The following is a 25,269-nucleotide window of genomic DNA, read 5'->3' on the forward strand; positions in this document are numbered from 1 at the left end:
CCACGCCAGGAAGGCAAGATGATCCGCACGCCCGCATTCCGCTTCGCTGCCTATTACGGCGCCTTCTACCTGACGCTGGGCTGTTTCCTGCCCTATTTCCCGCAATGGCTGGACGGGCGCGGGCTGTCGCCGGAATGGATCGGCTGGATCGTTGCGGCCGGCATGGCCGGGCGCACGCTGGTCTCGCCGGTCGGCGCGCGCTGGTCTGACCGGGCGGTGCGGCGGCGGGATCCGATCCTGGTCTTTGCCATTGGCTGTGTCGTGGTGTTCGGTCTGCACGGACCGTCATCCCTGCCCTGGGTGCTGCTGGTCCTGTCCTTCCTGTCCGGCGCGCTGCTGTTCGGACAGATCCCCGTGATCGATGCCTTCGCCATGCGCGCAGCCCGCGACGACCGCTTTGCCTTCGGACCGGTGCGGGCTTTCGGGTCGGCGATGTTCATCGTCGCGAATTTCTCGGCCGGCGCTCTTATCGACCGTTTCGGCACGGAGAGCATTCTGGCCTGGCTGATCCTGGGGGCGGGCCTGCTGGCACTGGCTGCGTCCTGGTTGCCAGAGGGGCGCCGGCCGGACACGCACAGCGCCGATCATGCCCGGCTGGGGCATATCCTGTTGATGCTGGGCGGCCCGTTGGGGATCGCGCTTCTGGCTTCGGCCATGGTGCAGGCGGGGCATGGCTTCTACTACGCATTTTCTGCCAAGGCCTGGAGCGAGCAGGGCCTGTCGGGAACCGCGATCGGGGCGCTGTGGGCCACCGGTGTTGCCGTCGAGATCGGCTTTTTATGGCTGTCCGGGCGCGGCCTTCTGGGACGTGCAAGCCCGGCCATGCTGATCGGGGCCGGGGCCGTTGCATCGATTCTGCGCTGGGGACTGACCGCGTTTTCCCCACCGCTCTGGGCGCTGTTCGCACTGCAATCCTTGCATGCGCTCACCTTCGCCGCCACCTATGTCGGGTTCCTGCGGTTCGCGTCCGACCATGTTCCCGATGAGCATGCTGCGCTGGCTCAGGCACTCAACTCCGCCCTGTCCGGCGGAGTTGTGATGGCCGCGGCCTCGGCGGTGTCGGGATATTTCTATGCCCGGATCGGCGCGGGCGGGTTCGCATTGATGGTGATTCCGGCCGTGTGTGGCCTGGTTGCCGCAGTTCTGCTGCACCGCTTCCAGGCACTCCCGCGGACGGAGAAATTCGACTAGGGTCAGGGGCATGAGGGGAGAAACTGTCATCACTGCTGACCCGGCGGGCCTGACCGTCCGGGAGGACGGGCGACGCACCGTGCTGGAGCCGAGCGGCGACTGGCTGGTCGATACCGTCGGTGTGCAGGACGCAGCCATTCGCGCCGTCGAGGAGAACAGCGAGCCGGGCGATATCGTCATCGACCTGGACGGGCTGGGCCGGATCGACACGGCCGGCGCCTATCTGCTTGGCCGGGCGACACGCCGCTGCAGCGAACCCGATGGCGATATTCATTACCGCGGCGATCATCCCACGGCCCGGCGGCTGATCGAGGAAGTACGCTCGCGTACCACGATCTGCCAGCCCGAAAGCGAACCCGTCTTCGGCTTCATGGGGGCCACGGCACGGATCGGCGCCGGTCTGGAAGCGGCCTGGATGGAGGCCGTCGATACGATGGCCTTCTTCGGCCGCACCGTGACAACGGGGCTGCGCATGGCGGCCCAGCCCTGGCGTTTCCGGCTGACACCGACGGTCTGGGCGATGGAAGAGGTGGGGGTGAATGCCCTGCCGATCGTCGCCGTCCTGTCCTTCTTCATCGGCGCGGTCGTCGCCTATATGGGCGCCAACCTGCTGCGCAGCGTCGGCTTTTCGGTCTTTACCGTCGAACTCGTCGGCATTGCCGTGCTGCGGGAATTCGGCGTGCTGATCACCGCGATCATGCTGGCCGGCCGGTCCGACAGTGCCTTCACCGCCTCGATCGGGGCGATGAAGATGCAGCAGGAAATCGATGCCATGCGCGTGCTGGGCCTCGACCCGTATGAAGCGCTGGTCATGCCACGCGTGGTCGCCTGTGTGCTGATGACGCCGCTCCTGACCTTCGGGGCGATGATTTCCGGAATCTTCGGCGGCATGCTGGTCGCCTGGTCCGCCCAGGATATCTCGCCGACCCTGTTCATCACCCGTTTCCATTCGGAACTCGACTGGAGCCATTTCTGGGTCGGCATGTCGAAAGCGCCGGTGTTCGGCCTGGTCGTGGCGATCATCGGCTGCCGCCAGGGCATGCAGGTGCGTGGCGATGTGGAATCGCTCGGGCGCCGGGTGACGGCGTCGGTGGTGCAGTCCATCTTCACCGTCATCGTGCTCGAGGCCCTGTTCGCCATGATGTATCTGGAGCTGGGCATATGAGCGGAGAGGACGTTCTCATCTCCGTGCGTGGCCTGCGTACCCAGTTCGGCGATCACGTGGTGCACGACGATCTCGACCTGGACATCCGCCGCGGCGAGATCCTGGGCGTCGTCGGCGGTTCGGGCACCGGCAAGACGGTGATGATGAACGCCATTCTCGGTCTCATGACGCCGGCGGCCGGCGAGATCCGGCTCAATGGCCGGCTGTTTGACGAGATGAGCACGGCCGAGCGCCGCCGCGTCGACAGCCGCTGGGGCGTGCTGTTCCAGAACGGCGCCCTGTTCACCTCGCTGAACGTGCTGGAAAACGTCATGGCGCCGCTGCGCGAGCATGTCGACATGCCGATCTCGCTGATGGAGGAGATCGCCGGCATGAAGATCGGCCTGGCCGGGCTGCAGCCGGAAGCCGCGACACGCTTTCCCGCGGAACTGTCCGGCGGCATGCGCAAACGTGTGGCGCTGGCGCGGGCGCTGGCGCTGGACCCGGAAATCCTGTTTCTCGACGAGCCCACGGCGGGGCTCGATCCGATCGGCGCGGCCGCCTTCGACAGCCTGGTGCTGGAATTGTCGCGGGCGCTGGGCCTGACCATCATGATGATCACCCACGATCTCGACAGTCTCTACGCGATCTGCGACCGGGTGGCCGTACTCGCCGACAAGCGGGTGGAGGTTGTCGCTCCGCTCCGCGAACTGCTGGACCATCCGCATCCGTGGATCCAGGAATACTTCCACGGTCCGCGCGGCCGCGCCGCGCTGGCCGGAAAGGAGATTTAGGCATGGAAACCAAAGCCCATCACGCGCTGGTCGGCCTGTTCACCGTCCTGCTTGCCGCCGCACTCGGCTTCTTCGCCCTCTGGCTGGGCAAGGTCTCCTTCGACGAGGATTATGCGCTCTACGATATCGTGTTCGACGGGCCTGTCCGCGGGCTGCGCGAGAGCGGCGAGGTGCGCTTCAACGGTATCCAGGTCGGCGAGGTGATCGAGCTGGAACTGGACGAGCAGAGCCGGGTGATCGCCCGGGTCCGCGTGCTCGCCCAGACGCCGGTCAGGGTGGACAGTTTCGCCCAGCTCGAACCGCAGGGTCTGACGGGCCTGTCCTATATCCTGATCTCGGGCGGCTCGCCGAATGCCCAGCGCCTGCTCAGCCCGCCCGGCCGCCAGCCGCCGAAAATCTTCGCCCGGCGTGCCCAGCTGGAAGGCCTGTTCGAAGGCTCCGAAGACGTGCTCGATGCGGCCCAGACGGCGCTGTTCCGCCTGTCGGCCCTGCTCAGCGAGCAGAATGTCGACGAGGTGTCGGAGACCCTGTCCAACCTGCGCGCCCTGACCGAGCGGCTGAGTGCCGAGGATGCCCTGATCGCAGACATGCGCCAGGCGATCGGCCGGATCGATACGGCGGCCGGCGACATCTCGGCTGCGGCCAATTCGCTGGAGCAGTTCGGCACCACCGCCGAGCGCTTCCTGGTCAATGACCTGACCCCGGCGGTCAACGAGACCACGCTGGCAGCCCAGGCGGTCAACCAGGCGGCCGTGAATACCGACACCATGATCCGCACGATTACGCCGCCGCTGGAGGACTTCGCCGACAGCGGGCTGCAGGATCTCAACCGGGCCTCGTCCGACCTGCGCCGCCTGATCGCGACGCTGGAGCGCATCGCCCTGGAAATCGAGAGCAATCCCGGTGCCTTCGTCGCCGGCTCGCCCCGTGAAACCGTGGAGGTCCCGCAATGAGCGGAACACGTTTCCTCAAGCCCGCGCTGATCGCGCTGGGCCTGCTGCCGGTGGCAGCCTGTGTCTCGCTGCTGCCCGAGAGCGATCCGGTCTCGGTCTATCGCCTGTCCTCGCCGGAGCCGCGCGAATGGAGCGGTAATAGCGATAACTGGACGATCATCGAGATCGAGATGCCGCAGGCGCCGCGCGGCCTGTCCGGCGACCAGATCGCACTGGTCCGCGACGGGCAGAGCCTGGCCTATGTCCATGGCGCACGCTGGATCGCTCCGGCGCCCGGTCTGCTGCAGAGCCTGGTGATCGACACGTTCAACGCCGATCAGGCGCGCCTGGCACCGGCCCGGCCGGAAGACGGGGTGCGGGCCGATTACGAGTTGCACCTCGATCTGCGCCAGTTCGAGGCGGACTATGATCACGGCGACAGCGCTGCGCCGACCGTCCATGTGCGTATCGCGGCGCGGCTGGTGGCCGAGCACGGCCGCCGCTTTGTGGGCGCGCGGGTGTTTTCCGCGGAACGCCGGGCGACGGACAACCGGACCGGGGCCATCGTCGATGCCTTCGATGCGGCCGCGATCTCGATCAGCCGCGATATCGCCGCCTGGACCGCCATGGCAACGGAGATGCAGGACAGCGAAGCCGGCGGCGAATAGCCCCCGCCGGGGTCAGGTCTGATCGTCGGAGCGCTTCTTGCGGTCAGACGGCGACGGTGCGCCGTCCTCGTCCTGGGGCATGTTGGACAGCAGGTCCTTCCAGCGCCAGCCCGGATCGCCCTGGCCCCGCCGTCCGCCGCGTTCGGGGAAGCCGACACTGTTGTCGCCGCGCGGACGCTCCTCGGCCGGTACTGCCGGTGTTTCGCCATCCTGGGCGGAGGCGTGCTTCGCGTCCGGATCGGCGGCAGTGGTATCCGGCGCGGGCGACGAGCGCCGCCGCTGCAGCGGGTCCGGCAGCTCGTTGGCACCGAGATCGGGCACGCGCCGGCCGCCGGCCACACTGCCCATGCGCAGCATGAAATCGCTCAGCAATTCGTAATTCTGCCGGATGCGGGCCTGGAAGGCGGCGTCGATTTCCTGCGCTTCCTCGGCGGCGGCCATGGCCGCGGCATTCAGCCCGTCCAGCCCGCGGCGCAGGGCGTCGGCGGCTTCCTGGGCCCGGTCGCGCGCCATGACGGGCATTTCCGCCAGACGCTGCGTCATGGTCTCGATCTGGCGTTCGACCGACTGGCTCTCGGTGCGGGCGGTTTCCAGCACGGCCTCGAGACGGCGGCGGACCGAGTCGGCGGCATCGTCGGCGGCCCGCGATGCACGCTGGGTGAGTTTCTCGGCTTCGGCCAGGCGGGCCTCGAAGGCCTCGTCCGAACGGCGGGCGGCTTCATAGGCCGTCTCATTGGTCTTCTCGACCTTGGAGGAGACGATGTCCGCCTGTTTCTCAATCGCCTCGATGGCGGCTTCGGAAACCTCCTTGGCCTCCTGTGCGGAGGCGATTAGGCGGGCCAGGGCGGCCTCGTGTTCGCTGGCGGCGTGTTCGGTCTCCGAACGGACCCGGCCGGCCATGTCGTCGGCCCGCGCCAGAGCGGCATCGACCGCCTCGCGGAAAGCCTCGGCACCGGAGGACGCCGCCGACTTCAGCGCACCGGCGCCTTCCTGGGCGGTCCTGGCCATGACTTCCAGCTCGGCCTTGTGGAAGTCCAGCGCGGCAGCGATCTTTTCCTGCTCCTGGCGCAGCGCCTCGCTGGCCTCGCTCAGGCGCTGGCGGTGTTTCACATAAGCCGCGTCGAGATTTTCCGAACGTTCCTTGAGACCGTTAGACAGGTCGCGCAGATGGTCCGCGCGTTCGGTGATGACAATCGCAGCCTGGTCGCTGCGCTCGACGATCGCCGTGCCGGCAGCATCCAGATCGCTCAGGCTGGCGCGGATACGCTTCTCGCTGTCGCTGGCCTGGGAGGCGGCGAGCTCGGCGGCTGCGGCGACCATTTTCGACTGGTCCGAGATCGCGGCGGCGATCAGGGCCGCCTTGTCATCGAGCGATTCCGAGACCTCGCCGAGGCGCAGGCGTTCGCTGCGCAGATCCTTCAGCAGGCCTTCGGCGCGGTCGCGCGCATCGGTCGCCGACTGTTCCAGCGTATCGGCATGGTGCGCGATGACCTCTTCCATGGCAGCAAGACGGGCAAGGGCGCTTTCCAGCGCGGCATTGATCCGCTCGACCTCGTCGGACACGGCGTCGGACAGGCTCTGGACTTCATGTTCGGCATAGCGCGCCGGTTCAACGAGCTTGCGCAGGGCGATCTCGACGCGCCGCGTATTGCGGCCGCTGCGGACGACTTCCCGCGCCATCAGGCCGCTCATGATGAAGAGCAGGGCCGGAGCAATGGCGAACACCGAAAGACCGGTCAGCTGGCCGAAACCGTATCGCGCCAGCGCGTCCAGCGACTGGATGCCCAGATATCCCCAGATGAAAGCGCCCGCGGCGCCGATCCACAGCAGTGCGAACGTATTGCCCAGCCAGACCATCCAGTTGCCGCTGGACTTGCCGCCGGCATCGTCCCATTGCGGGTTCTGTGAGGCCTGGGTGGACAGCGCATGCGACTGCGCCGTGGCGACCGGTGAATCCTGAGCGTCATCCGCCATATTCATCTCCGCCAGTTCGATTGTCTGGTCCTGGGTGTATCTGGTCATTCCGCGCCCGATTGGCTGCCTGTACCCGGCGCCGGATCAAGCCCTGCGCGCGCCGGATTGTTCATTATGGCAGAGAATAGGCGCAAATGCGCGCCGGACACACAGATAATCTATGCGGAACCGGTATTTGCCGGGAAAACCTGCGGTCGATGGCGGGGATCAGCTGCGGTAGGACTGCGGCGGCTCGGACACCAGGCGCGGTGTCTCATCGATCCGGAACAGGCTGCCCGCTGCATCCGCGCAATCGCTCAGCGATGTCGCATTGTAACCCACGCCCTGGAAGGCATAATCCTGACCGGTCACATAGACGGCGGAGATGGTCCGGTACTCGGCCGGGCCGACCGCGGCACAATCGACCGCTTCGACCTCGATACCGACGGACGACAAGGCCGCCAGCGCGAGCCATTCAATCAGCGAAGCGAGAAACTGGATCATCCCAAACGTGCACCCTACGATCCGATTCAACCCCTCACGAGGGTATGACGCGTTATATCCAAGACGCGTTCATGGAAGATGGGAATTTTGTGAATTGTTTGTAAGCAAGGTGGCGGAAATGCGGCAGGGGCAGCTCGATCATGAATGAGCGCGACGGGCATGGATGAGCGCGACGGGGCAGGGCTGCGCCGGCTTCTCGGGCTTTGCGCCTTCGGCCTTCTGCTGGCCAACCTGCCGGGCATGGCGGGCGTGTGGGCCTCCGCCGACCTGCCGGAGATCGGCGGCCGGACGCTGGGCGCTGCCGGCGCTGTGGCCTGGTGGACAGGTCAGACCTTCGTCTCATGGACGTTCAATATCGTGCTGATCGCTGCGTTCGGGGGCTGGCTGGCCTGGCAACAGGACCGGGGCTTGCGGGTGCCGCTGGGCTGGATGCTCCTGCTGGGACTGGTTCTCGCCTATTTCATCTGGTTCGGAGAGCTGATCTCGATCCTGGCAATCGCAAGCATGATTGCCTTGCCGCTGCGCGCCATGCAGCCGGCATCGCGCCTTGTTACGGCGCTGGTCCTGGTCGGCGGGACGCTGCTGATCGTGGTGGCGGGATCGGCCGTGACCGCGCTCCTGCCCGATACGATGGAGCCCGGCCAGCTGCTGGGTTTCGGCGCCGAACAGGTCGCCGAAGCCGAAGCGGCACACCGGGCCGGCTATTTCGCGCAACTGCCCCGCAACATGGCAACGGCGCTGCAATGGCATCTCATGGAGGTCGTTTTTCTCGGCGGCGGTGTTCTGGGGCTGGCAATGATCGGCATGCTGGCCCTGGAAACCGGATTTGCCGGCGGGCGGTGGGCACCGATGCATTATGTCCTGGTCGCGGCCGTCTGCCTGGGCCTCGGCCTGCCGCTGACCGGATGGGCCGCTGCGGCGGCTCTGGCGCGGGACTTCGCCCCGTCCGGCTTGTGGCAGAGCAATGGCGCCCATGCGGCTGGGGCCTTGCTGTGTGCGGCCGGGTTCGCAGCGCTGATCGTCCTGGCGGGCAATCAGGCCCGTCTCGCACCGGTGACCCGACTTCTCGAACAGGCCGGTGAGATCTGGCTGAGCCTCTATACCGCCCAGCTCCTGATCGGGCTTGTCCTGTTCTCCTTCCTGCCCGGCCTGTCGCTCTATGGACGGCTGAGCCCGGCCGGGCTGGCGTTGACCGGTTTGCTTCTGTGCGTCGTGCAGGCGCTCGCGGTCTGGGCCTGGAGCCGCTCTTTCCGGACCGGCCCCGTCGAGTGGCTGCTGGACGGGCTGTTCCGCCGGCAGTTCGGTCCGCTGCGCCGTTTATCTTAAGCCTCGGCGTCGGGCTGGTTTTCCGGTTCGGCGTCCCGGAAGGCGGGCAGGGCCCGCGCCGCCTCGTCTGCTGCCAGCAGGGTGGGGCAGTTAGAGATATCGGCGCCCCACCGCCGCGCATTGTACATTTGCGGCACCAGATAAACCTCGGCGAGACCGGGAGCATCGCCGTGCAGGAAGGGCGTGGTGCGCGGGTGAGTGGCCACCATTGTTTCCAATGACTGCAGCCCCGAACCGATCCAGCGCTGCGCCCAGGCCTTCATGCCCTCCGGGCCCTGGCCCAGATCGCCGGCAATGGCCTTCAGGATGCGCAGGTTCTGCACCGGATGGATATCGCAGGCGATCACCGACGCCCAGCCGCGCACGAGGCAGCGCGCTTGCGCGGATGAAGGCAGCAGGGCCGGCTGCGGCCAGGTCTCCTCGATCCATTCCAGGATGGCCGGCGATTGCAGCAGGCGCTGGCCGTCGTGTTCCAGCACGGGCACCAGGCCCTGCGGCTGCACGCGCCGCCAGTCCTCGCTGTTCTGCTCGCCGTCCTTCAGATTGATCGAGACCTGCTCATAGGCAACGCCCTTGAGGTTGAGGGCGATGCGCAGGCGATAGGCGGCGCTTGAGCGCCAGTAGCCATAAAGCGTCGTGGTCATGAGCGGGCCTCCGGGATGGAGAATTCCAGCACCGGCAGGCCGGCGATCTCCGCCTTGACCGTGTCGCCCGCCTTGAGCGGGCCGACGCCGGCCGGCGTGCCCGTGAAGACGAGGTCTCCGGCGCCGAGTGTAAAAAAGCGGCCCAGTTCGGCCAGAAGCGCATCCGGTGCCAGGATCATCTGGCCCAGATCGCCCGACTGCCGGGGCTCGCCATTGACCGACAGGCCGATCGCACCGGACGCCGGCGGCGGTCCGGCGCGCAGGGTACCGACCGGCGCGCTGTCGCGGAACGCCTTGGCGATTTCCCAGGGCGCGGATTTTTCCTTCAGCCGGGCCTGCAGGTCGCGCTTGGTCAGATCCACCCCGACGCCGCTGGCGACGACCGCCCCGTTCTCGCCGAGGGCCAGTACCAGCTCGACTTCGTGGTGCAGATCCGCGGTCTCGGCCGGATAGGCGATGGTGCCGGCCGGTGTGACGGCGTCGGCGGGCTTCATGAAGAAGATCGCTTCCGCCTTCGCCCCCATCTCCTTTGCGTGATCGGCGTAATTGCGGCCGATGCAGAAGACACGGGCAACCGGGAAGGAACGGCTGTCGCCGTCGATGGCAAGGCGGGGCCGGGCAGGCGGCGTCACGAAGTCGGTCATGACGCTTGAGATAGCGCGAGCCGTGCCCTGTCGTCGAGACAACAATCGCTTGCGGCCTGCGGCCCTGTGTTGCACGACTGCAGCATGACCCGTCCGACCGTGCCCGATACTCCGTCGCACCTGCGCCTGCAGGATTATCTGCCCTATCGTCTCGCCGTCACATCCAACCTCGTCAGCCGGCTTGTCGCCCGCGCCTACCAGGACCAGTTCGGCGTGACGATCTGGGAATGGCGGATGATTGCGATCCTGGGCGAGGGCGTGCCGATGACGGCCCAGGCGATCAGCGACAGTGCGGCCATGGACAAGGTATCCGTGTCACGCGCCGTGCGCAGCCTGGAAGAGCGCGGACTGGTGGAGCGCGAGAACCACGCAGCCGACCGGCGGTCACGCATGTTGCATCTGACGGCCGACGGGCGGCGTGTCTACGACGAGATTGCACCGGTCGCGCTGGCGCAGGAAGCGGCCTTGCTGAGCGAGTTCTCGGATGCGGAGATCGAGACGCTTGCGGGTTTGCTGGACCGGTTGCGGCAACGCTCCAGCGTGCTCTCCAGCACATGACAGAATGAAACTCGCCTGAAGGTTGATTTTGGTAATCTATACTTGTTTTTCCATGATCAGTTTGAGAATAGGAAGCATGGTTATCGAAAGCTGTAATAATCTATGAGCTTTTGAAATCTTTCCGTTAAGGCCTCGATTCTAGGACTAGCCCCGACGACGCCACGTGGCGTTCCCCAAAGACAAAGGGCAGGGGCCTTACATATGCGTTTTCTGATTCTGCCGGTACTCGCCGGCGCTCTCATTTCATCTCCGGTTTTCGCCGAAACCTCGCAGCGTGACCTTGAAGTGATCGGCCGCGCGCTGGGCTTCATGGAAGGCGTCAGCGGGTCAGACCGGACTGTTGCCATCGTGTACGACGCCGGCAGCGAAGCCGAAGCACAGGCTCTGGCCGGCGCCATGTCCGGCGGCCTGTCGGCTGGCCGCGTCACGCTGAATGCGCGCCTCGTTCCGATGGCCGATGCGGGCAGCCTGTCCGGCGCTCACGCCGCGGTCCTGCTGGGCTCGGCGTCCGGCGATGCCGGCGTCTTCTCCGCCGCCAGCTCGGCCGGCGTGATGACCGTTTCCACCGATATGGGCTGCGTTGAAAGCGGCCAGTGCGTGATGGGTGTCCAGAGCGCCCCGTCGGTCCGCATCGTCGTCAATCGCGGTGCCGCCGACGCCTCGTCGGTCTCCTTCGCGGCCGCCTTCGCGATGATGATCGAAGAAATCTAGACCGGACAGGATCCAGAAGAGTTACGACCATGAAAAAGCAAATTCTCACCACTTCCATTTCTGCACTGGTGGCCGGTCTTGCCTGGCAGGCCGGCGCTTCGGCTCAAACCCTCGACTACACGGCGATGAGCGAACTGTTCGGCGAACCGGTCACGGCCGGTGCCACGGGCGCCCCGCAGCGCGCGTCCGACGTTCCCGCCACGATGGTGATCATCACCGGCGAGGACATCCGCCGTTTCCCGGAACGCGATATCCCGGGCATCCTGCGTCACTATGCCGGTATGGATGTGACCCGCTATGGCTTCGGCGACGGCCAGGTCAATATCCGCGGTGCCGCGACCGGCTATACGCCGCGCCTCCTGGTGCTGGTGAACGGCCGTGAAGTCTATCTCGACAGCTATGGCTACACCGCCTGGGCGACCCTGCCGGTGCAGCTGGACGAGATCCAGCAGATCGAGGTTGTGAAGGGCGCCCAGTCGGCACTCTACGGCTTCAACGCCGTGTCCGGCGTGGTCAATATCATCACGCGCAATCCGGAACTGGGCAATTACGCCACTGCGCATGTCGATGGCGGTACGGACAGTTACACCGACCTGTCGCTGGTTGCGGCCTACGGCTTCGGGGATCGCGCCTCGGTCCGCTTCAGCCTGGGCTCGACGCGCGCCGACGAGTTCGGCGGCTATCCGGGCAATACCGGTGCGGCCGGCTTCGGCGATGTCGAATTCTCCCGCGACACGCTGGCGCTGGAAGGCCGTTTCGCCCTGACGAACAAGGTGAACCTGACCACCGAGTTCACGCATTCCGAAGTGAACCAGGTGGAAAGCACCAGCATCGCGCTGGCTGCCGAGAGCGAATACGAGATCACCTCCTATCGCGCCGGTGTCGAAGCCGATACCGATCTCGGCTTCCTGACGGTCTCCGGCTTCCGCAATGAGGTCGAGGTGCTCTACAGCTTCGGCCTGAACGAGACCTCGCTGACGGCCTTTGCGGTCGAGGACCTGTTCAAGGTCGGCACGCGCAACACGATCCGCCTGTCGGCCGAGTATCGCGACGGCGAGTCCAACTCCTTCCCGGCCCCGGGCAATGGCGATTTCGGCTATGAGACCCTGGCCGCGTCGGTGATGTGGAACCGCAAGTTCTCCGACAGCATCGAGCTGACCCTGGCCGGCCGCTACGACCATGTGGACTGGAGCCGTGACGGCGATCTCGATCCGGCGCTCTACCCGTTCTCGCGGGAAGACTATGACGTCACGATCGAGGAATTCAGCTACAATGCTGCGCTTGTCTGGCGTCCGGAATTCGGCGGCACGATGCGCTTCTCGACGGGCCGCGGCGTGCTGGCGCCGACGATGTTCGACATCGGTTTCGGCCTGCCGGTAACGGTGGGCGGCAATACGCTGGTCATCTCCGGCGACCCCAATATCGAACCGGCCATCGTGACCAATTACGAGATCGCCTATGACCGGGCCCTGTCGCCGACGGTCGATCTGCGGGCTGCGGTCTTCTACCACGAGACCGAGAAGGACCGCGGTGCCTTCGGTCCGGTGCCGGATCTCTTCCCGCCGGCCGTGAATGCGCCGGTCTTCCTGTTCGGCAATCGCGGCGATACCGCGACGACCGGTGCCGAGGTCACGCTCGACGGCAATCCGGAAGGTCCGTGGAACTGGTCGGTGAACTACACGCTCCAGTCCGTCGAGGACGATCTTTCGCCCTTCGGCGTCAACACGGTGCGTGACTATGAAGGCGCCACGCCGAGCCATCTGGCGAATGCCCGTGTCGGCTGGACCGGCGAGCGTTTCCGCGCCGATGTGCTGGTCAATTATGTCTCGAGCACGGATGTGCCGATGCAGCCGGTCTTCGGTGCGGTGTCGCGCGTGTCTGTTGACGATGTGATCTCTGCCTCCTTCCGCGGCGAATACGTCATCAACGATCACCTGTCGGTCGCGCTGAACGCCCAGAACGCGAATTTTGGCGATGGTGAGCAGACCAATGCCAATACGTTAACTGAATCGCGGTTCTGGTTGTCACTCCGCGCAGGTTTCTAGCGGTAATTGCGTCCCGCCGCACACAGTGCGGCGGGACGGCTATCCGGTGGGCACCGGAAGAGGAGAGGGAATATGGGCAAGGCATCTCGTTTCAGTCTTTCGATCGCGCAATCCTTTGCGGTCGCGCCGATCGCGGCCATCCTGGCGCTGACCGGCGTTGCGGGTTTGGGGACCTGGGCGCTGCTCAATGCGTCGCACACCCAGGATGAAGTCATCGGCGACATGAATGCCGGCCTGCGGCTCACCGAATTCCAGGCCCGGCTGGAAGCCATCAATGCCGATGTGCTGAGCATCGTCACACGCCAGGCCGCCGGTGACAGCGTTGACGTTCTGGCCGGCTTCGAGGCCGTGGCCGGACGGGTGGACGGTCTGTCCGACAGTATCGAGACCCTGCGTCCCTTTGCCGAAGAGGCCGGCCGCGGCGACACGATCAACGAGCTGGTCGAACAGCTCGCACTCTACAAGGATGCGCTGGACTTCGTCGGCCAGATGCTGGAACTCGATTTTGCCAGCTCGGTCGCTTTCCTGCAGCCCTTCGACGAAGTGTTCGACGGTATCAATGCCGATCTTACGGCCCTGGCCGCACACGCGGCAGAACTCTCCGAGCAGGACGTTGCGGCCGCGCAGCGCACATCGAACACCTCGATTGCGATCTTCCTCTCGCTGGCCGTGATTGCCGGTGCGGGCCTGATTGCGGTTTCCGTTCTCTTCGGCCGCCGGACCGCGAAGTCCGTGCGGACGATTGCAGATGCGACGGAAGTCCTGGCGACTGGCGACTACTCGCTCGATATCGACGCACTGCAGCGCTCGGACGAGCTGGGTGCTGTGGTGGAAAGTCTCAAGCGCTTCCGCGACAACGGCCTGAAAGCCGAGCAGCTGGAAGCGGATACGCGTGCCCAGGCGGAATCCAATGAGCGCCGTGCCGCCCGCCTGAACGAGCTGGCGCACAGTTTCGATGCCGATGTCCGGGCGATGCTGCGCGAAGTCAGCGAAGCGTGCAGCGGCATGGCGGCCATCGCCCAGCAATTGTCGCAGGCCGCATCGGAAGGCTCGCAGCAGAGCGACCAGATGGCATCCTATGCCTCCGAAGCATCCTCGAATGTTGAATCCGTGGCGGCTGCGGCAGAAGAATTGTCAGCCTCGATCGCGGAAGTGACCCAGCAGATCCAGGGGTCCTCGACGATGGCGTCGCAGGCCGACGAGCGTGCCAAGAGCGTGCGCACGGTGGTCGGCAATCTCGGCGCCGCGGCGCAGGAGATCGGCCAGGTCGTCCAGCTGATCAACGACATCTCCGAGCAGACCAATCTTCTCGCCCTGAACGCGACCATCGAGGCCGCCCGTGCGGGCGAGGCCGGCAAGGGCTTCGCGGTCGTGGCGTCGGAAGTGAAATCGCTGGCGGCCCAGACCGCCCAGGCCACCGACGATATCCGCGAACGCATCCAGGCGATCCAGGATGCGGCGGCAACCTCGTCGGCCTCGATCGAGGACGTGACCCGCGCGGTCGGCGAAATCAGCCAGACCTCTGCCGCGATCGCGGCGGCTGCGGAAGAGCAGAGCGCCTCGACGCGGGAAATCTCGTCGTCCGTGTCGCAGGCCGCCACCAGCGCCCGCTCGGTTTCGGAAAATGTCGAGGCGGTGTCGCGCTCGGCCCGTCAGACCGGCGAGGCGTCGCAGGACGTGCTGCAGGCCGTGCAGACCGTTTCCGAGCGCGCCGAGCGCCTCAACAAGACCGTGGAAAGCTTCCTGACGGAGGTTCGCAAGGCCGGCTGATCTCCCCCCTCCTGACGCCGCCTTGCAACGTTGAAGGCCCGGCACCGGCTCCCCTCCCGGTACCGGGCCTTCTTGTTTTTCGGCTCAGCGCTCGCCCAGGGCGCGGGCGGGCAGGTAGATGATCTGGGCCGCCAGATCGGTCAGTACGCCGATACCGGTCGAGCGTACATGGGTCGACTCGCCCATCAGCGCATCGTTCAGAACGCCGCTGGAGGACAGGCGCATCAGGGTGGGAGAGCTGGCGAAAGTAGTGTGATTGATGAAGCCGCGGCCATCGGCAAGCGGTGACAGGTCCAGTACGGCGACGCCGAGTTCGTTCAGCTCATCCCGATAGGCACCGGATCCGATGCGCGGATGTCCGCCGCCACGAAGCTGCTGGGACAGGAAGAGCGCGCGGTCGCGGCTGGAGGAAAACACCGCCAGGTGCTGGGGCGGCGGGTCGAGCGAGGCCAGCTGCATGCGGAACACGTCGAAGTCGATGTCCGGGGAGGCGAGCAGAACCGGGTCGATCTTTTCCAGCACATCGCTGCGGCCCCGCAGGCTGAGCTCACGCAGGGCCTCCATCGTCACCAGCGCGCCCATGGAATGGGCCAGGATCGTGATGCCCATGGTCTGGGTGTCGGCCAGCATGACCAGCGTTTCGGCCAGCCCGTCGCGGGCAAATTGCGCACTGTCGCGGTCATAGAGATAGGCCGGAAGCCGTCCGGCCGAGGGCCAGGCATAATGGACGCCGACACCGGGAATGCCGAAATCATTGAGAACCTGCGCGTTGAGATAAAGCCCGTCGGAGAAGGGCGTATTGAAGCCGTGCACGAAGAGGAAGATGCGCCGCTCGTCCAGTGCGATCGGGGCCAGGGCCTCATCGATCCGGCTGATGAAGTCCGATCCGTCCGCGAGGTTTTCGAACCCCGTCAGCGCAAACTCGCGGGCGGGGTTGGCGCGCCGGGAGGGCAGGCTGACGCTGCCCGGTTCGCGATTGTGCGGAACCCAGACACCGGCCTCTGCGAAATAGAGGGCGTCCCCGCGGCCGGGACCGAAGCGGACCGCCGGATCGTCTGACGGGGTGCGCGTCGTGGCGATGAAAACGGTTTCGTCGCTGCCCTTGGCTTCGCCCGGGTCCACTACCGGCAGGCGCGCCGGATTGGAGGCGCAGGCGGCCGTCATCGTGAGGACGGCAAGCACGATGCCCAGCAGGCGGGCTGGCGATGCAGGAGAGGACATGCGGCACTTTCCCCGGGGGCAGAGCAGGCGATGCCGCATCCCTAGGCATTTGCGCGTGCCGTGGCAACGTCAAGCCGGACCGCGCGGGGACGGGATAACCCGGTTTCCCGGGAAAGCGAGGAAGAGTGTTGGTGCGCCCACAAGGGCGATTTGCCTCACCGCTGAGTTTCCCAGCAATAGCAAATATCTATAGATCTCGTCGCAATATAGGAGACCCTTCGGTCACTTCGGGTAGTGAAAACCACTTCTGAATCAGGGCGTATAATTTTGCATCGTTGGTTGTGTCTTACACACATGATGCAAAGGGGGTGCCCGGCGATGACTTGGGGGGTCTTTGAGATGATCCTAGGGGGCTATGGGGGGAACCCGGCTCGCTCGGTTATCAAGAAGGGGTCACAGGGTTTTCGGGAAATCTAGTGTCCCCACTCCGCCAGAAGCCCAATAACTAGCGTGACCCCTAAGCTCAACCAGGGCACGATTTTGGGAATACGCCAGTCATCCGCCTTGAATACGAGCGTGATGGTGCCGACGAACGAGAATGCGAACAGTACGTATAACCAATCCATCACGCCAACCCGCTTCGACTCACGCGAAATAAACCTAACGGAAGGCGCGATACAAACAGCCCGTTTTGCGCGAAGCCACTACCCCAGGGTTATTCCATCCCCACACATACCTGCCGGCTTTCTACCTCTACTCAAATCATGTGCCCGAAAGCCGTAAGAAGGCGCCGCGAGGCAAACGAAAGAGGCACCTCACAGCCTTACATGGCATAATAGCGTCAAGCTAGATTCGGTTATGGATTTTCATGTTCCGCTTTTGTTCGGTGCATGGTACCGATGTGATCGAAAGGAGGATTTAGAATGAAAGATAACTACAACCGCTCAATCACCCTTCACTGCGAAACTTGTGGTGGAACGGACTTCCGCCACGATGATGAAGACGATAGCTCGCCTGTGACGTGCGCTGGGTGCGACCGGGAATATCTTCGGTCAGAGCTTATCGAACTCAATTACGAACACATCGAAGCCGAAAAACAGGAGATGCTGTCCGAAATTCAAAAGGACGTTAAAGACGACATAAAAAAGATGTTTAAGAGGTCAAAGTGGATATCAATCAAATAGGAGTTGCAATCGCCGGTCTTTCGTTGATCGGCTCGGCCGTCACTTTCGTTCGTGGTGAAATTAGAGCGCGAAACCAAAAAGATTTCGAGCGTGTGCAACACGAACTTAATGAGCAACTTCTTGCGCGAGAACGAGAACTCGATGCGAATATGAAATCTGCTGACCTGTCAGCCAATCTCATCAAGGTGGATAAGTTTAGCTACCGCGTGAGAGTATTCAATAGAGGTGCTACCGCTGCAAAAAACGTCAGATTGGAAGTCGAAGAAGGATCAGAATTGATTGATAGCAGATTTCTGAAAAGCATGTTTCCGTATGAAAAGCTCGACAAACATCAAAAAGTCGACGTAAGGTCGAACGTTATATTTTCTAAAAAAGACAAACACATATTAAAAATAATATGGGATGACGACTCTGGAAACAACAAGCGATCTACTGTATATCTATCCATTTAAATGCGGCGTCTTTTTAAACCTAATCTTGGTTCTCGCCGCCTTCTGTGCCTCGCTCCTCCCGCCACCGCCTCATGGCTTCCTCTTGCAGTTCTATCTGCGCCTGTCGATCTTCCGAGGTGTACGTATCAACTTTTAGCGTTCGACTGCCGTTTGCAATACGATCCCAAGCCTCTCGAAATCTCTTGAACTCCTTAGCAAGCTCGATCTCAGGACTCGCCCCTCCGAGCCACGACACGTTTTGCCAACCGCCCATATCAATTTCGTATGCCATGGTTAGCTTTTGCGAACTACTCGGATGCCTCTTCCAGCTGATATTTGCTGCAAATTTCTTCCCCACTGCATCGTTGAAATGACACTGAGTTGTACGAATCGCCTGACCTGGCCGGAGAACACTAAGATGGCTCAGCGGGATATTGGCGCCAGGCTTTAACTCTCTATGTCGAGGCAGAGGCGGGTCAAACTCGACCTCAATATCAAAAGCCGGAGCGTTCCCCGTATTTTGAACCACCAGCTCCAAATAGATAATCGACCACTTGTTCGGCTCAAGTGAGGCGACGACTTGGGGCTGTGAAGATGCACTAGCGAGTCTCCAGGTCACTACGGCCAAAACGGCGGTAAGTGCAGCGAGTATCACCGTCGCCCCCGCAGTCACCCACGCCGACCAGTCGGGGCCAACAATAGCCAGAGCCTGGCTTGCCTCGGTTGTCACAGGACTTGCTATTTCGATCATCCGATCTCCTAGGGCTTCAATAGGTGCGGTCCTTAGTGCGCCGCCCGACATCGGGACCTATCGGGCGTCGAACTCGGGGAGAGCTTCGGTGTCCGTCAGGGTGAGCATCTCGAACAGCTCTGCCCATGTCCAAAGGATCGCTACGCGGCCGCATATACGTTGAAGCTATCGGGAGAACTTGAGATCGCCAATCCGCTCAAAATCGAGACACAAAGCTGTATCCATGGAGGGTAGCGCTCATGCCGCAAGGAGATGAACGACTGGCCGCGATACCGTGCATCAATCCTGAATCTTCGATTTATGAAGTGCTTGGCGAATTCATTGTCGATTTCGCGATCATGGAGAACATGCTCAGGCAGCTTCTTCTAGCGGCAGTCGAGGCCGAAATTCAGGCGGGTTACTTTTTGGTGGGACGCATGGATGCGGGGGCACTGTTGCCGAAGATCCGTGCGACGTTGACTCAAAAGCGAGCGGGCTCGGATCATTTTGGGAAGTTTCTGTCAGACTTGAAGCAAGTGACGGTGTTCAGAAATCTTGTGGTTCACAAGGCGCCGACGCCTGATCACAATGACAATTCTATTACCTACTACAATTTTGGCGACACCGTTGCGGGACCGGCGGGAGAGAAGACATATAGCGCCGCGTTTGTGCGCCACATGTCATACTACGTGAAGTGTGCGAACTCAGACCTCATAGAGGCGCGGTCCTCTTACGAGGCAATCTCGAAGGTCGGATCGCCAAGAAATGTTCGGCGGGAGTTCCCCAAAGGGCCTCCTAAATACTCCGATCAACCCTGCCGTCCGATTCCCACAGTAACACCGCCAACTCAGTACGATCCGTCTCAGGTGGGATGGCACAAGCCGACTACAGACCTGACCGAGGAGCCTTATCGATGGGCATTTCGGGATGACGAGCGTTAGCGTGACTGCCCTATTTTTTGCCCTATTAAATTCTCTGCTGTGAGCCGGGCTCCGGCGCTATCATGTTGTTTTTGTATGGAAAAAATATTGACCGGTAGAAGTGGTGCGCCCACAAGGATTCGAACCTTGGACCCGCTGATTAAGAGTCAGCTGCTCTACCAACTGAGCTATAGGCGCGCCGGTCGGGAGCGCGGAAAATACGCAGGATCGTGACAAAATCAAGTCACTCCTTACGCGCCACGCACATGGCAGGCATGCGCGTGGCGCAGGGCTGGGCGGGCGGCCGTCTATTCGACCTGCGCCCGCCCGATCGTTCCCATATCCGAACCGAACCAGATTTCACCGGTCTGCGGCAGGTATTGCATGTGGCGCACGACGCCGCCGCCCGACGGGACGGCCGTCACCGAGAAGAAGCTTTCGCTGGCCGGATCGAAGCCGACGAACCAGTTGGGATCGACACCCGTTTCGACGAACCAGATCCGGTCCTGGCCATCGACGGCGAGGGCGTAGGGGCGGGCATTCTCGCCCGAGGGCATTTCCCACTCGGTCGCGCTGGCGCTCTGCGGGTCGTAGACGCCGAGATAGCCGCCATTGTAGTCGCCATACCAGATGCGGCCGTCCGAGGTGATGCCGATACGGCGCGGACGGCTGTCCTCGCGCGGCAGGTCATGCTCGGTCAGCGTCATGGTCTGCGGATCGATCGAGGCCAGCTTGTAGGTGCCGAACAGGGCAACCCAGACCGTGCCGTCCGGCGCGATCTTGATGCCATAGGGGCGGGCGCTTTCAGTCGGGACCGGCAGGATCTGCACCGTGCGCTCCGACACGTCGAGGAAGCCGACCGAATTGGCTTGCTGGCTGGAGAACCAGATGTCGCCATTGGCATCCCAGACGAGGGTGTGCGGGTCGCGGGCCGTGTCGGCCGGCGTGTCGATGAACTCGAATTCGCCCGTCTCGACATCATAGCGGCCGATATGGGCGTCGCGATTGCCGGCGTACCAGACGTCGCCGTCCGGCGCGACGATCAGATTGTGCGGCCCCGCGCCTTCGCGCAGGTCGATCCGCTCCATCTCGCCGGACGCGACATCAAGGCGGGCAATGTAGGAATTCTGCTGGCCGACGAACCAGACGGTCTGGCCGTCCAGCGTGTAGGGATCGCGCGGGCGGCCTTCCCACGGCACCTCCCATTCCTCTATGTCGATGCTGGCGGTCGCGGTCTCTTCACTGGTCGGCTCCTCGGCGGCGGGCTCGACCGGCGTGGGGTCTTCTGCTGACCGGCTCTCCTGCAGGCTTCCGGCAGTGTCGTCATCCGCTGGCGCGGGCGCATCCTCTGAGCAGGCCATCAGGGCCAGGCTGGCGAGGACGGCAAGCGGCGTGAGTATGTGGCGCATAGGTCTTCTCCCGTTTGCGGCGAACACTAAAAGCGGGAGGGCGTTGGCTGCAAGGCGAATCGCTCCGCGCCAGGGCGGAAAATTCGCCTCCTGCGCGAACCTCAATGCGCTGTTCACCCTGACCGCAATTCGCGGAACGGACCGTCCGGCGATGAAGTCCGTTGTTAAGACTGGCCGTATAAAAGGGCCGCATGCTTGCTGACAGGAAATTCTCCGACCGGCCCTTGTTCGATCAGGCGCATCTCGACCGCTATACCGGCGGGGACGAGGCGCTGACGGCCGAACTGCTCGGGCTCATGTGCGAACAGGTGGCCCGCTGCATCGGGCTGATGGCCGATGCGCGTGACGAGACGGCCTGGCAGGCAGCGACGCATACGCTGAAAGGGGCCGCGCGCGGCGTTGGCGCTTTTGCGCTGGCGGATGTGTGCGAAGCGGCCGAGCACCAGCCGCAATCGGCCTGGCCGGGAGCCCGGCTCGCCATCGAGCGCTGCTTTCAGGAAACCGAGACGGCGTTCCGCGCACCGCGCTAGCGCGTCTTGTCCCAGATCTTGAACTCGTAGGCGATGGAGCGCTCGACAAGTTCGCGCCAGACCGGCTCGGCAATGTCGAGCGACAGTCCGACGCGGCTCGCCTCTGCCTTCACCTTCGACACGACATCCTCGATCCGCCATTCATCGCGCACGGCGTCGCGGTCCGGCTTGATGCGGGCGGCCGCTTCCATGTAGCGCGCACGCCTGGCGATCAGGCCGACGAGCTCCCGGTCGAGCGCGTCAACGCCGTCGCGGACCTCGGCCATGGTGCGGCAGTCTTCCGGAGAAAGGGGAGATGTCGAGACTGAGCTCATCGGGCAACCCTGCGAAGTTTCGACCCTTATAGGCGGGCAGGCCGCCAGCCCCAAGCCGCCAGCTGCCAGAGGTGGTGAAAACCGGCCCGGCAGGGCTCGCCATCGCCGCGGGCGGCGCTATGGTGCCATCTAGCACGAGGGAGTCCCTGTCATGTCTCAACCCGTTCGGATCTATGGCGACCGGCGCAGCGGCAATTGTCTCAAGGTGAAATGGACCGCGGATTATCTCGGTCTGGACTATGACTGGCACGAGATCGACGTTGTGAAGGGCGAGACCCGGTCCGACGACTTTCTCGCCATCAATCCGGCCGGGCAGGTGCCGTGCCTGGAACGGTCCGACGGGCGTATCCTGGCGCAGTCGAACGCGATCATCTTCCACCTCGCACGCGGCTCGGCGCTGATCCCGGAGGACGATTTCGACCAGGCGAAGATGCTGGAATGGATGTTCTGGGAACAGTACAGCCACGAGCCCTTCATCGCCGTCCGCCGCTTCCGCAGGGCCTTCATGAACACGCCCGACGAAGAGATCGACCCCGATCTCATGGCGAAGGGCCGGCGGGCCCTGGGCGTCATGGAAATGCGCCTCCTGTCGCGCGACTTCATCGTGCGCGACCAGGTGACCCTCGCCGACATCGCCCTGGTTGCCTACACCCGGGTCGCGGATGAGGGCGGCTTTGATCTGGACGAATTCCTCGGTGTGCGGGCCTGGGTGGCGCGGGTCGAGCAGGAAATCGGCATCGACATGGATGACGGCCGCATGAGCCCGCTGGGCTAGGCTGAACGAGCGGTTTAAGGGTGCCGGACCGGACTCGGACGCGATCCGGCACCCGTTCCGGCCTGTCTGGGGGCAGGTCCGGAAAATCTATGCGCTCTCAACAGGCGCCGTTCAGTGCGCCTTTTTATGCGAATGATTTTCAAAGTCAATAGAGGTCAGCCGGGACCGAAAGCAACCCAGCCGATTTCATACAGGATGCTGTCCCGTATGACGGCCTCGTCGGGAACGAGGCCCTCCAGATCGCTTATGCAGGTGCGAAACCAGTAGACCGGCCCGTCCGGTTCGCCGGCCTGTTTGCAGAAAAGGTCCGCTTCGCGGCCCGGGATCTCATTGGTCGCGAAGCAGTCGTCCGGGCGCAAAAGCGTGTCACCGAAGCGGCTGCCGACATGCCAGGCATTGGCAATGCGTCCGGCTTCCCGGACGCGGATGGAGACGATGCCGGGCACATCGTCATGACCGAGGAAGTCGAGGGTCGAAGCGTCTTCACCGGGCGGGGTGGCCGCAATCCGGCGTGCGCCGGGCGGACTGCCGGGATCGGGGTCGACGGTCCGGAACGTGTAGCCCGGCAAATGTGCCGCCAGGCTCTCTTCGCGGAAGGGCGTCTCATACGTGAAGGGGCCCAGCGCCGCGCGCGACCACATCCACGTATCGGCCGTCATTTCCCGACTGTCCGCCAGACAATCTCGTAGACGCTCCCGCCGGCGATGATGTCGGCCGGCGGCAACATTCCGTCGGGTCCAGCATAGTCCACCGATATCCAGTAGGACAGGCCTGCCATGTCCGGATCGTCGCAATGCACGTCGCCGGACCGCTCTTCCATGCCAGCCACGCAGAGCGGCCCGACAAGACCCGCCTCGCCGGCACTGTCACCAATATCGGCAGAGGCCTCCACCAGCCCGCCGGTGCGTATGCGTACAGCCAGCAGGCGTTCGCCTTCACCGACGAAGACGATCTCGGCCTCGCCGCCGGTGCTGCGCCGGGCCTCGATGACCGGGTAGGCCATGCCTTCCGACCAGGCTTCGGCCTCGACCACGTTGAAGGCAGGCAGGAGGCCGGCCAGCGTGTCGCGGTCAAACGCGGTGCGGGCGGTGACGGGGCCGATCTGGCTGTTGGATACGCTCCAGCGTTCCGCGGCTTCACCGCTGCTGCAGGCCGTGGCGGCCAGCACGGCGGCCGCGATCGCGGGCAGGATGCGGATGGTTGAAATCGTCATGAGGCGCCCCCCTTGCGCGTCCGTTACCGGTCTGGATTGCACAGGGCAGGCCCGGCATCAAGCGCCGGACTAGCGCGCCAATTCCTTCATGGCCTCGTCGACGCCCTCCAGCGTCAGCGGGAACATGCGGTCGGCACCGATGATCTCCTGCACGAGGCGGGTGGAGTAGGAATGTTCCCACCACTTCTGCGGCGTCGGATTGATCCAGATCAGGTGAGGCCAGGTGTCGACAATGCGCTGCAGCCAGGTGGCGCCGGCTTCCTCGTTCCAGTGCTCCACCGAGCCGCCTTCATGGGTGATCTCGTAAGGCGCCATGGCGGCGTCTCCGACAATGATCACCTTCCAGTCGTGCGGGTATTTGTGCATCACATCCATGGTCGGCACGGTCTCGGTGCGCCGGCGCAGGTTGGACCGCCATACGCCCTCATAGGGGCAGTTGTGGAAGTAGAAATATTCCAGGTTCTTGAAGGTCGACCGTGCTGCCGAGAACAGTTCCTCGCACAGCTTCACATGCGGATCCATCGAGCCGCCGACATCGAACAGGGCGAGCACCTTGATCGCATTGCGCCGCTCCGGACGCATCACGACGTCGAGCCAGCCCTGGCGGGCGGTGGCGCTGATCGTGTTGTCCAGGTCCAGCTCTTCATGGGCGCCGTCGCGGGCAAACCTGCGCAGCCGGCGCAGGGCGACTTTCAGATTGCGGGTGCCGATCTCGCGGTCGCCATCCAGATCCTTGTAGCGGCGCTGCTCCCAGACCTTGGTAGCGCGCTTGTGCTGGCTCTTGCCGCCGATGCGTACGCCGGCCGGATTATAGCCGGAATGGCCGAAGGGCGAGGTGCCGCCCGTGCCGATCCACTTGGAGCCGCCTTCGTGACGCTCTTCCTGCTCCTCGAGACGCTTCTTTAGCGTCTCCATCAGCTCGTCGAAATCCATGGCCTTCAGCTCGGCCATTTCCTCCTCGGTCAGAAGGCGCTGCATCATGGCTTCCAGCCATTCGTCCGGGATTTCCTTCTCGCCGAACATCTGGGTCAGCGTCTCCACGCCCTGGAAGACGTGGGCGAAGACCATGTCGAACTTGTCGAAATCCTTCTCGTCCTTCACCAGGGCCGCGCGGCTGACGGAGTAGAAATGGCCGATCTCCGGCTCGATCACGCCCTTGTCGAGCGCTTCGAGCAGGGTGAGGTATTCCCGCGTGGTGACGGGAATCCGAGCAGAGCGCAGTTCGGTGAAGAAGTGATGCAACATACCGCGCAAACTAGGCGGGAGCTGTCGCGGGCTCAATAGGCGAGGGCGGAGGCGTCAGTCTTCCAGGTTCTGGCCGAAGGTCACCAGCACGCCGAACGGGTCGAGAATGGCGAATTCGCGATAGCCCCAGGGCTTGTCTTCCAGACCGCCATTGGGGTGGATGCAGCCGGCGGCGAGTGCCTGTTCATGGATGCCGGTGATGTCGTCGACATCGACCCGGCAGGAGGTCCACTCGCACACCTCCTTGCGATCGGTGGTGAAGAAGTGCAGCTCGGCGCCATCGCGCGTGACGCCGCCATAGCTGGGCGGATCCTCCCAGGCCCAGGCGGCAAAGCCCAGCTGTTTGAAGAAGGTCAGGCTGTCCGCCACTTTCAGCGAGGGCAGGACCGGAATGGCCCGCGTCAGTCTTGTTCCGGTGGTCATGCCTGTCTCCCGCCTCCACATGCGCGCCCGATCCGAGCATGCACGGAGAG

Annotated in this window: 27 protein-coding genes and 1 tRNA gene; 15 read left to right on the plus strand and 13 right to left on the minus strand. The window is 63.9% G+C overall.

Annotation, left to right across the window (positions count from 1 at the left end; all coding sequences use genetic code 11):
• Positions 1–18 precede the first annotated feature (18 nt).
• The 5 genes from JJ918_RS14955 to JJ918_RS14975 are packed head-to-tail and all read left to right on the plus strand — an operon-like array spanning position 19 to position 4,729.
• Positions 19–1,191 (plus strand): MFS transporter, encoded by a 1,173-nt coding sequence (locus tag JJ918_RS14955; RefSeq protein ID WP_291889057.1) that lies wholly within the window; start codon positions 19–21, stop codon positions 1,189–1,191.
• A gap of 10 nt (positions 1,192–1,201) precedes the next feature.
• Positions 1,202–2,356, plus strand: a complete 1,155-nt coding sequence (locus JJ918_RS14960) for an MlaE family lipid ABC transporter permease subunit (RefSeq protein ID WP_291889060.1) — start codon at positions 1,202–1,204, stop codon at positions 2,354–2,356.
• A complete protein-coding gene (locus JJ918_RS14965) occupies positions 2,353–3,129 on the plus strand; it encodes an ABC transporter ATP-binding protein (protein ID WP_291889063.1) in 777 nt (258 codons plus the stop codon). The genes JJ918_RS14960 and JJ918_RS14965 overlap by 4 nt, the downstream gene beginning before the upstream one ends.
• Positions 3,130–3,131: 2 nt before the next feature.
• Complete coding sequence (locus JJ918_RS14970) at positions 3,132–4,082, plus strand: MlaD family protein (protein WP_291889066.1); 951 nt, start codon at positions 3,132–3,134, stop codon at positions 4,080–4,082.
• Positions 4,079–4,729 carry an ABC-type transport auxiliary lipoprotein family protein gene (locus JJ918_RS14975; protein WP_291889068.1) on the plus strand — a complete coding sequence of 217 codons (651 nt, stop codon included), beginning with the start codon at positions 4,079–4,081 and terminating at the stop codon, positions 4,727–4,729. The genes JJ918_RS14970 and JJ918_RS14975 overlap by 4 nt, the downstream gene beginning before the upstream one ends.
• A gap of 12 nt (positions 4,730–4,741) precedes the next feature.
• Here JJ918_RS14975 and JJ918_RS14980 read toward each other — a convergent pair whose 3' ends face one another.
• Both JJ918_RS14980 and JJ918_RS14985 read right to left on the minus strand, forming a co-directional pair.
• Positions 4,742–6,751, minus strand: a complete 2,010-nt coding sequence (locus tag JJ918_RS14980) for a hypothetical protein (protein ID WP_291889071.1) — start codon at positions 6,749–6,751, stop codon at positions 4,742–4,744.
• A 159-nt stretch (positions 6,752–6,910) separates the two neighbouring features.
• On the minus strand, positions 6,911–7,186 hold the full coding sequence (locus JJ918_RS14985; RefSeq protein ID WP_291889074.1) for a hypothetical protein: 276 nt from the start codon (positions 7,184–7,186) through the stop codon (positions 6,911–6,913).
• A 144-nt stretch (positions 7,187–7,330) separates the two neighbouring features.
• Between JJ918_RS14985 and JJ918_RS14990 the strand changes: the two genes are divergently transcribed.
• Positions 7,331–8,512 (plus strand): DUF418 domain-containing protein, encoded by a 1,182-nt coding sequence (locus tag JJ918_RS14990; RefSeq protein WP_291889075.1) that lies wholly within the window; start codon positions 7,331–7,333, stop codon positions 8,510–8,512.
• On the opposite strand, the gene maiA is transcribed toward JJ918_RS14990, so the two are convergent.
• Positions 8,509–9,156 (minus strand): maleylacetoacetate isomerase, encoded by a 648-nt coding sequence (maiA, locus tag JJ918_RS14995; protein ID WP_291889077.1) that lies wholly within the window; start codon positions 9,154–9,156, stop codon positions 8,509–8,511. The two genes, JJ918_RS14990 and maiA, sit on opposite strands and share 4 nt — an antisense overlap.
• Positions 9,153–9,800: a fumarylacetoacetate hydrolase family protein gene (locus JJ918_RS15000; protein WP_291889079.1), complete on the minus strand. Its 648-nt coding sequence runs from the start codon at positions 9,798–9,800 to the stop codon at positions 9,153–9,155. Before JJ918_RS15000 ends, maiA begins: the two co-directional genes overlap by 4 nt.
• An 84-nt stretch (positions 9,801–9,884) precedes the next feature.
• Here JJ918_RS15000 and JJ918_RS15005 point away from each other — a divergent pair, with 84 nt between their 5' ends.
• The 4 genes from JJ918_RS15005 to JJ918_RS15020 all read left to right on the plus strand — a co-directional run bounded on the left by JJ918_RS15005 (position 9,885) and on the right by JJ918_RS15020 (position 14,884).
• On the plus strand, positions 9,885–10,358 hold the full coding sequence (locus JJ918_RS15005) for a MarR family winged helix-turn-helix transcriptional regulator (protein WP_291889081.1): 474 nt from the start codon (positions 9,885–9,887) through the stop codon (positions 10,356–10,358).
• Between the two features lie 201 nt (positions 10,359–10,559).
• A complete protein-coding gene (locus JJ918_RS15010) occupies positions 10,560–11,069 on the plus strand; it encodes a hypothetical protein (RefSeq protein WP_291889084.1) in 510 nt (169 codons plus the stop codon).
• Between the two features lie 29 nt (positions 11,070–11,098).
• Entirely contained in the window at positions 11,099–13,114 is a 2,016-nt protein-coding gene (locus JJ918_RS15015; RefSeq protein WP_291889088.1) for a TonB-dependent siderophore receptor, read from the plus strand.
• Positions 13,115–13,186: 72 nt separating this feature from the next.
• Positions 13,187–14,884: a methyl-accepting chemotaxis protein gene (locus JJ918_RS15020; protein WP_291889091.1), complete on the plus strand. Its 1,698-nt coding sequence runs from the start codon at positions 13,187–13,189 to the stop codon at positions 14,882–14,884.
• Positions 14,885–14,968: 84 nt separating this feature from the next.
• Here the strand turns inward: JJ918_RS15020 and JJ918_RS15025 are convergent, their stop codons facing one another.
• The gene (locus tag JJ918_RS15025) at positions 14,969–16,105 is read right to left on the minus strand and encodes an alpha/beta fold hydrolase (protein ID WP_291889094.1); all 1,137 of its coding nucleotides are present in this window, start codon (positions 16,103–16,105) and stop codon (positions 14,969–14,971) included.
• Between the two features lie 863 nt (positions 16,106–16,968).
• Here JJ918_RS15025 and JJ918_RS15030 point away from each other — a divergent pair.
• Positions 16,969–17,229, plus strand: coding sequence for a hypothetical protein (locus JJ918_RS15030; protein WP_291889097.1), 261 nt, complete (start codon positions 16,969–16,971; stop codon positions 17,227–17,229).
• Complete coding sequence (locus tag JJ918_RS15035; protein WP_291889100.1) at positions 17,211–17,681, plus strand: hypothetical protein; 471 nt, start codon at positions 17,211–17,213, stop codon at positions 17,679–17,681. The genes JJ918_RS15030 and JJ918_RS15035 overlap by 19 nt, the downstream gene beginning before the upstream one ends.
• Positions 17,682–17,700: 19 nt before the next feature.
• Here JJ918_RS15035 and JJ918_RS15040 read toward each other — a convergent pair whose 3' ends face one another.
• Positions 17,701–18,411 carry a hypothetical protein gene (locus tag JJ918_RS15040; protein ID WP_291889102.1) on the minus strand — a complete coding sequence of 237 codons (711 nt, stop codon included), beginning with the start codon at positions 18,409–18,411 and terminating at the stop codon, positions 17,701–17,703.
• Between the two features lie 239 nt (positions 18,412–18,650).
• Here JJ918_RS15040 and JJ918_RS15045 point away from each other — a divergent pair, with 239 nt between their 5' ends.
• Complete coding sequence (locus JJ918_RS15045; protein WP_291889105.1) at positions 18,651–19,331, plus strand: hypothetical protein; 681 nt, start codon at positions 18,651–18,653, stop codon at positions 19,329–19,331.
• Positions 19,332–19,432: 101 nt separating this feature from the next.
• Here the strand turns inward: JJ918_RS15045 and JJ918_RS15050 are convergent.
• Both JJ918_RS15050 and JJ918_RS15055 read right to left on the minus strand, forming a co-directional pair.
• Positions 19,433–19,508 (minus strand) — tRNA-Lys (locus tag JJ918_RS15050).
• 110 nt (positions 19,509–19,618) lie between these two features.
• Positions 19,619–20,719: a lyase gene (locus JJ918_RS15055; protein ID WP_291889108.1), complete on the minus strand. Its 1,101-nt coding sequence runs from the start codon at positions 20,717–20,719 to the stop codon at positions 19,619–19,621.
• Positions 20,720–20,910: 191 nt separating this feature from the next.
• Here JJ918_RS15055 and JJ918_RS15060 point away from each other — a divergent pair, with 191 nt between their 5' ends.
• A complete protein-coding gene (locus JJ918_RS15060) occupies positions 20,911–21,249 on the plus strand; it encodes an Hpt domain-containing protein (protein ID WP_291889111.1) in 339 nt (112 codons plus the stop codon).
• On the opposite strand, the gene JJ918_RS15065 is transcribed toward JJ918_RS15060, so the two are convergent.
• Complete coding sequence (locus JJ918_RS15065; protein WP_291889115.1) at positions 21,246–21,515, minus strand: chorismate mutase; 270 nt, start codon at positions 21,513–21,515, stop codon at positions 21,246–21,248. The genes JJ918_RS15060 and JJ918_RS15065 overlap by 4 nt on opposite strands.
• A gap of 199 nt (positions 21,516–21,714) precedes the next feature.
• Between JJ918_RS15065 and JJ918_RS15070 the strand changes: the two genes are divergently transcribed.
• A complete protein-coding gene (locus JJ918_RS15070; RefSeq protein WP_291889117.1) occupies positions 21,715–22,338 on the plus strand; it encodes a glutathione S-transferase family protein in 624 nt (207 codons plus the stop codon).
• 155 nt (positions 22,339–22,493) lie between these two features.
• Here JJ918_RS15070 and JJ918_RS15075 read toward each other — a convergent pair whose 3' ends face one another.
• The 4 genes from JJ918_RS15075 to JJ918_RS15090 all read right to left on the minus strand — a co-directional run bounded on the left by JJ918_RS15075 (position 22,494) and on the right by JJ918_RS15090 (position 25,219).
• Entirely contained in the window at positions 22,494–22,997 is a 504-nt protein-coding gene (locus JJ918_RS15075; protein ID WP_291889120.1) for a hypothetical protein, read from the minus strand.
• Entirely contained in the window at positions 22,994–23,551 is a 558-nt protein-coding gene (locus JJ918_RS15080; RefSeq protein WP_291889124.1) for a DUF1131 family protein, read from the minus strand. The genes JJ918_RS15075 and JJ918_RS15080 overlap by 4 nt, the downstream gene beginning before the upstream one ends.
• A gap of 69 nt (positions 23,552–23,620) precedes the next feature.
• Complete coding sequence (locus JJ918_RS15085; protein WP_291889127.1) at positions 23,621–24,796, minus strand: VWA domain-containing protein; 1,176 nt, start codon at positions 24,794–24,796, stop codon at positions 23,621–23,623.
• 54 nt (positions 24,797–24,850) lie between these two features.
• Positions 24,851–25,219 (minus strand): VOC family protein, encoded by a 369-nt coding sequence (locus JJ918_RS15090; RefSeq protein WP_291889129.1) that lies wholly within the window; start codon positions 25,217–25,219, stop codon positions 24,851–24,853.
• Positions 25,220–25,269: the final 50 nt, after the last annotated feature.

Source organism: Maricaulis sp. (genome assembly GCF_017642925.1).
In the GTDB taxonomy this organism is placed as follows: Bacteria; Pseudomonadota; Alphaproteobacteria; order Caulobacterales; family Maricaulaceae; genus Maricaulis.